We start from the raw sequence: 10,020 nt of genomic DNA on the forward strand, positions 1-10,020 counted from the left end.
TCAGCAGACCTCCAGCTCGACGGGCGTGATCCTCGGGTGGGGAACCCGGACGCGGGGGCGGCGCGGCGCCGCCGGGGCGGCGGTCGCGCGCCGCTGCGCCGGCACGGTCGCGGCGGCGCGCGGCGTGCGGGCGGCCGGCGCGGTGGCGGCCAGTTCCAGGGTGGGGCCGGTGAAGCGGGCGGCGCCGCCGTGGCGGCTGCCCGCGTAGGCGGCCGGCGCGGTGGCCGCGAACCGGGCCAGCAGGTCACCGCCGCGGGCGGCGAGCCGCGCCGTCGCCGGCTGGGCGGGCAGGGGCCGGCCGGCGGCGTCCGGGTCGTCGATGATGATCCGGTCGTACGCGGAGTCGTCGGCCAACTCGGCGAACGTGGTCAGGTCGGCCGGCGGCAGGGTGGTGTCCTCCGGCAGCGCGACGGTCCGCCCGGCGGCCAGCCGCACGAACCCGGGGGTGGTGAGCTGCTCGACGGGGGACAGGTCGCGGAACTGCCCCGGCGCGAAGTCGTCCTCGACGGTGTCGCCGAGGGTGCCGGACAGCGCGTCGTCGCCGGTGCCGACACTCACCCCGGTCAGCGTGAACCGGTTCGGTCCGCTGATCCGGGACGTGCCGACGCGCTGCAGGTCGGTGTCCAGCGGCAGCACATTCTCCCGCACCGACAGTCGCGCACCGGGTTGCAGCAGCATCGGCCCGGTCCAGCCGGTCAGGTCGCGCAGCGTCACCGGCTCGCCGGCGCCGATGGCGGGACGGATCTCCCACGCCTCGGGTGCGGACAGCGCCACGCGCAGCGTCTCGGCGGCGTCGACGTGGGTGGGCTCGTCGGCCGCGGCGGTGTCCCCGTCGGTCCAGGAGAACTTCGCCGACACCTCCCAGAACAGGAACTTGATCCGGGCCTCGCCCCAGGCCTTCCACGGGCCGGGGCCGGAGACCCCGATGAGCAGGTTGATCGCGAGCAGCTCCTTGTCGCCGTACTTCAGCGACACGGTGGCGCCGATCTCGGCGGTGAACCAGAACGGCTTGAACTGGAACATCACGTCGAGCCAGGCGCGGCCGTCGATGACGAAGCCGCTGCCCTCGAAGTGCAGCTTCAGTTCGGCGCCGAACTGGGCGGTGTTGCTGGTGACCGCCAGGTAGGCCAGCAGGTCGATGCCCTTGCCGGACTTCTGCAGGGCGATGCTGAAGCGTTTGACCGGCGGGAAGCCGGGCGGGGGTGTGTAGCGGGGGTGGAAGCCGCCGATCGACATGGCGAAGGTACGCCCGGCACCCCAGCGGGCCCGCAGCGCCATCTCCCCGGAGACGGGCCGGCCGAACAGCTTCGAGTCGATGAGTGCGGCATCGAGGCTGATCTCGCGGCGGGCGAAGTCGACCATGCCGAAGGAGTCCAGCCGGAACCTGCCGGCGTCGGAGAAGTCGATCACCAGCTTGCCGAGCAGCAGGATGCGTACCGGGTCGGGGAACTCGACGAGCACCCCCAGGTCGGCGACGACCTGCCCACCGAGGAAGTTCAGCCGCACCATCGCCCCGAGGACGGTGCCGGTGGTGTCGACCGGGAACAGCCGGCTGAGGGTGGCGATGACGGCCGGGGCGTTGGCGACGGGGTCCTGCGGGAACAGCAGCGCGTCGAGGGTGCCGGAGCGGGCGGCGTTGCGGAACTCCTCGGGGTTGCTGCGCCGGTTGTGCCCGACGACCAGGCCCAGGCCGGTGATGGAGATGCCCCAGAACAGCATCAGCCCGGGGAACCACTCGTACGTGCCGGCGAGGAGCAGGGAGAAGCTGTGCCCGCCGTCGGCCTCGGTCAGCCGGCTGCCGTCGGGGTTGCGGGTGTTGACGATCGCGGTGGCCTGGAGCCGGAACCCCTTCATCGGGGCGAGCGGCGTGGTGGAGGTCATGCCGAGCTGCAGGGCGCCGGCGTACATGCCGCGGGGCTCGTCGACGAACAGGTAGCCGCCGCCGGAGACGAAGCCGTTGTCCATCCGCAGCGCGACGCCGTCGGGCGCCTTGAACCCCGGGGCCAGGTTGGCCACGCCGAGGTTGCCGCCGCGGGCGGCGTCCCCGCTGCCGGCGGGCAGCGCGGGCGGGAAGGTGAGGTCGGCGCGGACGCCGATGTTCTCCACCGTGACGTGCAGCGGCCCCAGCGTGGCCTGCACGGTGGTCGTGATCAGCAGGCTGACCTCGCGGGTCCGCGTGGAGGCCTGCAACGCGATGCGCAGCCCCTCGATGCCGATGCCGTGCCAGGACAGGTGCACCGGGTACTCGGCGACCAGGGCGGCGGCCCCGGCCAGGTGCAGGCCGGTGCGCATCGACCAGGCGGCGCCGAGGTCGAGGCCGAGGCGCAGCCCGTCGGCGGGCAGCAGCTTGGCGAGCAGCCCGTCGCCGTCGCCAGCGCGGATGACCAGCTCGGCGCGGCCGGCCTGCACGCCCAGCTCGACGTCGTCGCGCCCGGCGCCGAGGCTGGCCCGGCCGGTGACGACGAGCTGCCCGACGGCGAGGTGGGTGCCCTCCGGTGCGCCGATGATCCAGCCGGGCTCGCCGGCCGGCGCGATCCGGGCGATCTCGGCGGCCCACTTGACGACGGCCGCGTCGCCGCTGAACGTGACCCCGTCGCTGTTGACGGCGATCGCGGGGCCGGCGCCGCTGAGGTCGGTGGCGACGTTCCACGCGCCGATCGACCCCTCCAGGTGCGCCTCGCCGGTCGGGGCGAGGATCACGGTGAACCGGCCGTCCCAGCTCGCCAGGCCGAGGGTGACGCCGACGCCGAAGGTGGGCTGCCACGGCGCGAGCCCGCCGCCGGTCGGTGGGGGTTCTCCGCCGGGGGTGCGCAGCCCGGTGAACCGCAGCCGCAGCAGGCTGTCCGCCAGCCGTCGCCCCACCTCGCCCTGGTCGGGGCCGACGCCGGGGCGTACGCCCCGGTCGGCGTCGAGGCCGAGGGCCCGCAGCGCCCGGGCCAGCCGGGGCAGCAGCCGGGCGGACAACTCCGCCACGCCTTCCGGGGTGTCCCAGCCGGCCGGGGCGTACAGGTCGCGGAAGTAGCCGCCGGGGTCGGCGACGAGGTCGACGACACGTTCGAGGTGCAGCTCGTCGCGCCGGCGGGGCAGCCGGATCGGGGCGTCGCCGGGCGGCATCGGCGCGCTGGGCGGCGCGTCTGCGGCGGGGGTGACCAGGCCCAGCAGGTCCAGCACGGGCACCGTCCACGGCACCCGGCGCAACAGGTACGTCAGCACCAGCAGGTCGAGCAGGTCGTCGGCGAGCTCCTCGGGCAGGCCCGCCACGTCGGGCAGCTGCCCCTGCAGCGTCGGCGGGAGCGCACCGATCCTGCCGAACGCGTCGCCGGCGGCGGCACCGAGCTTCTTCACCGCCTCCAGGCTGTCCAGCTCCGCCTCGGCCGCCGCGCCGAGCGCGTCGAGGGCCGGGCCGATCGTCTTCACCCAGTCCTCGAAGCGGGCGGCGTCGAACCCGCTGACCGCCTCCAGGTCCCAGCCCAACGCGCGCATCAGCCGGGCCCGCTGCCACGGGTCGTACGCGGCCAGCACCGGCTCGGCCAGCAGCCGGATCTCGTTCCACAGCAGTGCCAGCGCGTTCTTGGCGTCGCTCATCGTCCACCCCGTCCCTTGTGCTGCCGGCCGCTGTCCGTCGCCGGTCGTGTGCTGCTCACGCGGTCACCCTCGGCAGGTCGCCGAGGTCGAGCCGCAGCGACCCGCGGGCGGCCGACAGGCCCCGCTCGGCGGCGGGCAGCGCGTCGAGCGGCAGCGTGTAGTGCCGCCCCGTCGGCCAGGACGGCCAGGCGGCGAGCCGGGTCAGCGCGGTGGCGACCTCGGCGTCGCCGGCGACGACCTGGCCGATGGCGGTGATCAGCGCGGTCTCGTGCGCGTCGGTCCAGCCGGTGGGCGCCCCGCTGAAGTCCGCGCCCAGCGCCCTGGCCTTCGTGAGCACCAGGTGCAGCGGGGTGGCGGCGCGCGCCCGGGTGCGGAACTCCGGCTTCTCCGCGTTTGCCGACGGCGGCCCGACGGCGACGAGCTGGTGCGCCCGGTGCTGCTGCCAGCAGGCCAGCAGCGCCACCGCCCGCTCGGAGGTGAACACGTCGCCGACGCGGGCCCGCCGCGGGTTGCCGTCCGCCCCGGGGACGTTCGCCACGGTGGGGGAGACGTCCGGGTCGGGGGAGTCCCAGTCGGTGGCCAGCAGGTCGTGCAGCCGCTGCCGGGCGAACGCCCAGATCCCCCGGCGGACGCCGTCGTGGCCGCGCAGCGCGAGCGCGTAGCGGTGCATCCAGTGCCACGACCGCAGCCCCAGCAGCTCCAGCGTCGTGCTGATGCCCTCGCGGGCGGCGCCGGTCGCGTCGGTCCGCGCCGGGCGGGCCCGCAGCACCCGCAGGTCGGTGAAGAGCAGCCCGCCGCCGTCGCGCCCCCACCCGGGCACGGCGGTGACGCCCGCCAGCCCGCCCAGCGCGTCGTAGGCGTCCCGGTCGGTGGCGCGCAGGAACGCCAGGTACGCCCACATCTCGCCCGGCTCGGAGTTCAGGTCGAGGAAGGTCGGCACCGACGTCGGCGTGACCAGCGGGCCGTGTGCCCGCCAACCGAACGGCCCGAACCGGATCACCGCCGGGTCGTCCGCGGCGACGGCGTCGAGGTAGCCGCCGGCGGCGTCCGGCACCCGGTTCTCGGCGACGGCCCGCAGCACCTTGAAGGTGGACAGCTGCCGGGCGGCCCGCGCGCCCGCGTCCCCGCCGGCGTCGATCGCCGCGACCAGCGCGGCCAGCGACGGGCCGCCGCCGTGGTCCTGCGGGCGCGGCAGCACCGCCTCGGGCAGCAGCTCCGACTCGGCGTCGAGCACCGGGCCGCTCCACTCGGCCCCGGTGGGGTGCGCCCGGTATGCGCCCAACCGGATCAGCTCCGGGTACCCGTCCGGGGCGCGGCCCGCCCCCGCCGGCCGCCCGGTGACGACCCGTGAGTACACCCGCCGGTCGGCGGCGGTCACCTCGTCGAAGTTCCACACGTTCGGCTGGTCCAGCCGCTGCGGGACGTCCCCCGCCACCTGCCACGCCTCGACCACGACGGGGGAGCGCCACCGCTTGTCCAGCCAGTGCTTGATCGCCACCTGGGTCGCCAGGTCGGCCATGCCGCTGACCGGCCCGAGGTACCGTTCGGCCTCCGGCACGTCCACCGGTTGCAGCCGGTCGGAGTAGCGGGGCGCGGTGGCGCCGGCCGGCTCGACCGCGGCCCGCTCCCGGCGGGCGTACGTCTGGAACTCCAGCACCGCCCAGTAGGTGAGCAGGCCGTACACGCCGTCGACCTCGGCCGGTGCCAGGAAGCCCAGCGTGGCCAGGTCCTGCTGCAACCGGGTCACCCAGCGGTCCTTGACCAGATCCGCCGGTCGCTCCAGCCCGTCGTAGCGGGCCTTGGCCGTCGCGGTGGCGTCCCGGTCGTCGGCGCGCAGGTTCCACCCGCCGTACGGCGGGGTGACGGCCAGCGAGCAGCCGAAGGACAGGTCCACGGTGAACGTGGTCAGCGCGGCCGCCCGGTTCTCGCCGGGCAGGTGCCACCACAGCCGCTGCGTCGCCGACTTGCACTCCCCGTCCGGCCAGTCGAAGGTGACCTCGCCGAGGTTGTTGCGGCCGACGATCTCCTTGCCGTTGCCCCACGACCCCTTGTAGTGGTCCAGGTTGCGGGCCGCCGCCAGGTACTGCCCGAGCGCCTGGTCGCGCGGCAGGCCCGCCGGGTCCACCACCGACTCCGGCGTGCCGTCGCGGCGGACCTCCGGGTCGGCCTCGTCGTGGCGGACGAACTGCACGTGCACGTTCCACTCGGGCTGCCGGGTCAGCACCTTCAGCGCGTCGAGGTCGCTGACCGAGGGCCGCCCGGACACCCACCAGCCGGTCACGTCGTCGGCGGCCAGCGTCACCTGCACGCCGGCCTGCATCCGCTGGCCCTCCTTGTCGGGCAGTTCGTTGGCCCAACCCACCAGGTCGATGCGGCCGGTGCCGTCGAGCAGCGGCACGTACCCCAGCGCGTGCAGGATCCGGGTCTTGCCGTCCTCGTTGCGGAACCCGCTGGACACGAACCCGGCGAGCACCCCCTCGGTGCGGTTGACCCCCTCGAACGGCTTCGCCGGGTCGGGCCCGCACGCGTACGGCAGGGTGGCGGAGTAGCGGATCCGCTCGGCGGAGCCGAAGTGGATGTCGCCGCCGAGCATGACCAGCCGCCGCCGCCGGACACCGTCGGCGTCGGGTGGCGCCGCCGCGAACAGCCGGGCCAGGATCTTGTGTACGGCCGCGTCGCTCGTCACCCACGCGTCCTCCGCGTCGGCGTCGTACCGCCCGGCGAACACCCTCGCGAGGGGCTGCGCGAGCTGCTCCAGGACGGGTACGCCGAACAGGGCGACCGGCTGGGCGACGACGGTGACCGCGTCGTCGCCGAGCACCCCGCCGCCGCTGATCATCTCGTCGAGCGGCTGGTCGTCGTAGAGCAGACCGCCCGGCTTGCCGGCGCCGGCCGGGTACTGCCGCCAGGTGCGGGTGTCCAACGCGACCAGCTGGTAGCGCGGCCAGGTGACGGTCCAGTGGTAGGTCAGCGCGCCCGCCGGCCGGGCCAGCCGGCCCTCGCTGGTGACCGCCGTGGGCAACCCGAGCCGGGTCCGCAACGCCAGGTCGTCGCCGTCGTTGGGGGCGGCGACCCAGCCGCGCAGCGCGGCCAGCGCCGCCCGGCCCGGCTCCCCGGCGGCCCCGGCCTCGGTGTACCGCTCCGGGGTGTTCCCCCACGCCTGGAACACCGCGTACGCGGCCATCGCGTTGCGCACCACCCGCCGCCCCAGCGGCGAGTTCACCACCGCGTCGGTGACCCACGAGCCGGTCATGTTCCAGTCGTCGGTGACCTCGTGGTCGTCGGCCACCATGTACGTCGCCACGTTCGCCAGTTGCCGGCGCACCGCGCCCAGCCCCTGCCGGAACATCCGCAGCGCGAGCGCCTGCCGCTGCCACCGCTCGAACCGCTCGATGATCTCCTTCTGCTGGGCGCTGGGCGTGTACGCCCGCCCGGCCAGCATGAGGTCGTACACCGTCTCGCCGGGGCGGCGGTCCTGCGGGTCCTTCAGGACCCGGGTGTCCGCCGGCAGCACGTGCTCGAACCTCGGCCAGCTCTCCGGCCACAGCACGTCCGACCAGACCAGCAGGTACATGCACAGGTACTCGCGCAGCGACATCAGGTGGCTGTCCGCCGCGCCGGAGGTGAACTTCGCGTCCTTCGCCATCGCGTCGGCGCGCTTGCCCGGCGCGTACCGCGCGTCCGTCGGCTGATCGGTCGTCCCGACCGGTAGCACCTCGGCGGCCAGGCCCAGCCGGGCGGCCACCCCCGGGTACGCGGGCACCGCCGGGTCGCTGCCGTTCGCCGCCAGCGCGTCGTGGCCGTGGATCAGCGCGAGCAGCGGGTCGGCCACGTCGTCGGCGTAGATCTGGTCCCCGCCGAGCACCAGCTGGTGCGGGCGCTGGGCCGGGTCGCCCGCCGAGGCCGCGATGATCGGGTCCAGGGCGGGGAACGCGTCGTAGCCCTCGCCGTGCGGCTTGCGGCACGACCCGTGGAAGATCCGCAGCCGGTTCGGGTTACCCGGCGGGGTGGCGAAGGTCGGGAACGCGGGCGCGGCGGCCGGCGCCTGCGGGTGCCCGACGTACGTCAGGGCGGCCCGCGCCGCTGCCGCGTCGGCGGCGACCACGCCGGCGTCGAACAGGCTCCCGGCGGTCGAGCCGCCGGAGAACGCCAGGTCGTAGCCGTAGAGGACGCCGGGTTGCAGGGTGATCCCGCTCGCGGTGACCGCGACGACGTGCAGCCGCTCCCCGAGCCGCACCGTCGTACGGCTGGCGGTGCCGACCGTGGCGCCGCGGGCGAACCCGGGAGCCGCGCCGACCGCGAACACGTTCAGGGTCACCGTGCACTCCGCGCGCAGCGCGACGAACACCGTGACGCCGGTCGGGTCGACCCGACGTACGACGGGACCGCTGAGCACCAGTGGCAGATTCGACGGAGCCGTCATCGCGCATCCCCTCGCCGATGGCCGAGCGACGGGACGGTGGGAGTCGCGCGGTGTCTACGACGATTGAAGTCGCCGGGATCCGCCGCGCCTACCGGGCAACGGTGCGGAAGACCCGTCCCGGCGTTTGGCAACCACCGGATCCACGACGGGCGGGGCGAGCCGTCCGGGCGGGCCGCGTGCCCACTCAGTTCGTTCCTCTGACGGAGACCCGACGCCGGCTTGCCGCCGGGCATCGCGGCGCGGTAACACCGGCAGCGCCGGGCCAGGTGCCGACGTGGTCGCATGCCTCTCCCTCCCCGTGCGGACGCCGCTCCGACGGCCGGTGTCGGCACGGGAACGTGGGTCCGGATGTCGTGGCGGCCGGTCCGTCACCCCGTGTGGTGCGAACGGGCTGTGCCGGGCGTAGCCGTTGCCGCGCAACGGTTCCGGCGGGTCTGCCGGCCACCTCGCCCGCAAGTCTGTCGGCCCGGGGGGTACCAGCGACAGGGTCCGCTGTCCCGGGCGGCCGGGACACGGGGATCGCATCTTTCGGCCGTCCGCACGACAACCGCTACCCGTCCATCCGGCATCGTCTACCGAAATCATCGGCTACGGCCCTGGCGCCGCCACGATCACCTGCGCAGGCGACCTGTGTTGTCTCGTAGACGGGCGTAGTAGTGCTCTGTTCGGTCGGCGTGTCGTGGGTGGTCGGAGTGGTCCGGGTTGCTTCATGCTTCATCGGCCCCCGATGAGCTTTCGGTGGTGCGGCAAGGGCTTGAGGCGTTCGTCGTGGACGTGCTCGTGTCGTTGGTCCGGTCGGATTAGTGCAGGACGCCGAGCAGGGTCGATGTTCCTGCGGTGTCGCCGTGGGTCTTGCGAGCGGCAGCCCGCCAGGCGTCGTGGACCGGGGTAAACCTGCCCGCCGTGCGCCTGTTCCAGCGTGGTCGCACCGCGCAGCGTCCAGACTTGCGCGCTGCAGCGTTCGTCCGGACAGCCCCGGAGGCACCGTACGGGGCTCCTGGCGGATGGCCGCATAGAGCTCGACCATCGGGCCGTGGGGCTCTGAGGGGTGCTGCCGCCAAGCGGCTCGGGGCGGAGCGGATCATTGCCTGGGACGGCACCAGGACCGGGCCGCAGTCGCCCGGCCTTCTGGGGCCACCGATCACGTCGCGAAACGCGGCGAGGCGGCCGTCGCACACGTCAAGGAGCTGACCGGCGGCCTCGGTGCCACGAGCGTGCTCGAGTGCGTGGGCACCGAGCAGTCGTGGGAGACCGCGACGGGTATCGTGCGGGACAGGCTCGTGGTGCCGTGGCGCACGTAGTCATGGGTACGGCGCTCGGGCACGCCCGGCATCATCGGCAGCATCGGCGCGGTGCGATCGAGGGCCTGCATCTGGGACTTCTCGTCGACCGCGAGGACCATCGCCTTGTCCGGCGGATCGAGGTACAACCCGACCACGTCCCGGACCTTGTCGATGAACAACGGATCGGTGGACAGCTTCCAGGTGTCCACCAGGTGAGGCTTGAGCCCAAACGCCCGCCAGATCCGCGACACGGCCGTCTGGTTGAGCCCAGTCGCCTTCGCCATCGACCGAGTCGACCAGTGGCTATCCTGGTTAGTACTCCAACGTCACTTGCCTTCGGCGTTGGGCGTGGCGTGGGCATGAGGACGGCCACCGCGTTGATCATCGATGGTTTGTGAGGACAACCGAAGATCGCGCGATGGCCGTGGGCCACAGCCTAGACCTTGACCGGTGGCGGGTCATCCTGGACGAGGCGGTGACGCGTGTCGCTGGCCGGTTCGTGCGGGCGGAGCCACGCCGGACCGCCGGGCAGTTCGTGGAAGGGCTGCTGTCGGGCGTGGAACGTAAGACCTGCTGGTCCCTCGCGGAACGGGCGGGTCACGCCGATCCGCAGGCGATGCAGCGGCTGTTGCGTACGGCGGTGTGGGACGCCGACGCCGTCCGCGATGACGTGCGGAACTGGCTGGTCGAGCAGCTCGGTCACCCCGAGGCTGTGCTGGTTACCGACGA

Annotated in this window: 4 protein-coding genes and 1 pseudogene; 2 read left to right on the forward strand and 3 right to left on the reverse strand. The window is 74.1% G+C overall.

Annotation, left to right across the window (positions count from 1 at the left end):
- On the reverse strand, positions 1 to 3,585 hold the full coding sequence (locus ACZ6Q9_RS22055; RefSeq protein ID WP_396830923.1) for a DUF6603 domain-containing protein: 3,585 nt from the start codon (positions 3,583 to 3,585) through the stop codon (positions 1 to 3).
- 55 nt (positions 3,586 to 3,640) lie between these two features.
- On the reverse strand, positions 3,641 to 8,008 hold the full coding sequence (locus ACZ6Q9_RS22060; RefSeq protein WP_393453844.1) for a peptidoglycan-binding protein: 4,368 nt from the start codon (positions 8,006 to 8,008) through the stop codon (positions 3,641 to 3,643).
- A 1,088-nt stretch (positions 8,009 to 9,096) separates the two neighbouring features.
- Here ACZ6Q9_RS22060 and ACZ6Q9_RS22065 point away from each other — a divergent pair.
- Complete coding sequence (locus ACZ6Q9_RS22065) at positions 9,097 to 9,309, forward strand: zinc-binding dehydrogenase (protein WP_393267391.1); 213 nt, start codon at positions 9,097 to 9,099, stop codon at positions 9,307 to 9,309.
- Here ACZ6Q9_RS22065 and ACZ6Q9_RS22070 read toward each other — a convergent pair.
- Positions 9,282 to 9,596 (reverse strand): annotated as a pseudogene (locus tag ACZ6Q9_RS22070) (IS630 family transposase); the annotation flags it as partial. The gene ACZ6Q9_RS22065 and the pseudogene ACZ6Q9_RS22070 sit on opposite strands and share 28 nt — an antisense overlap.
- A gap of 113 nt (positions 9,597 to 9,709) precedes the next feature.
- On the opposite strand from ACZ6Q9_RS22070, the gene ACZ6Q9_RS22075 reads away from it, so the two are divergent.
- Positions 9,710 to 10,020 (forward strand): transposase (locus tag ACZ6Q9_RS22075; protein ID WP_466021426.1); only part of this gene is annotated, 311 nt, incomplete at its 3' end.

Source organism: Micromonospora sp. NPDC049139, from assembly GCF_055586845.1.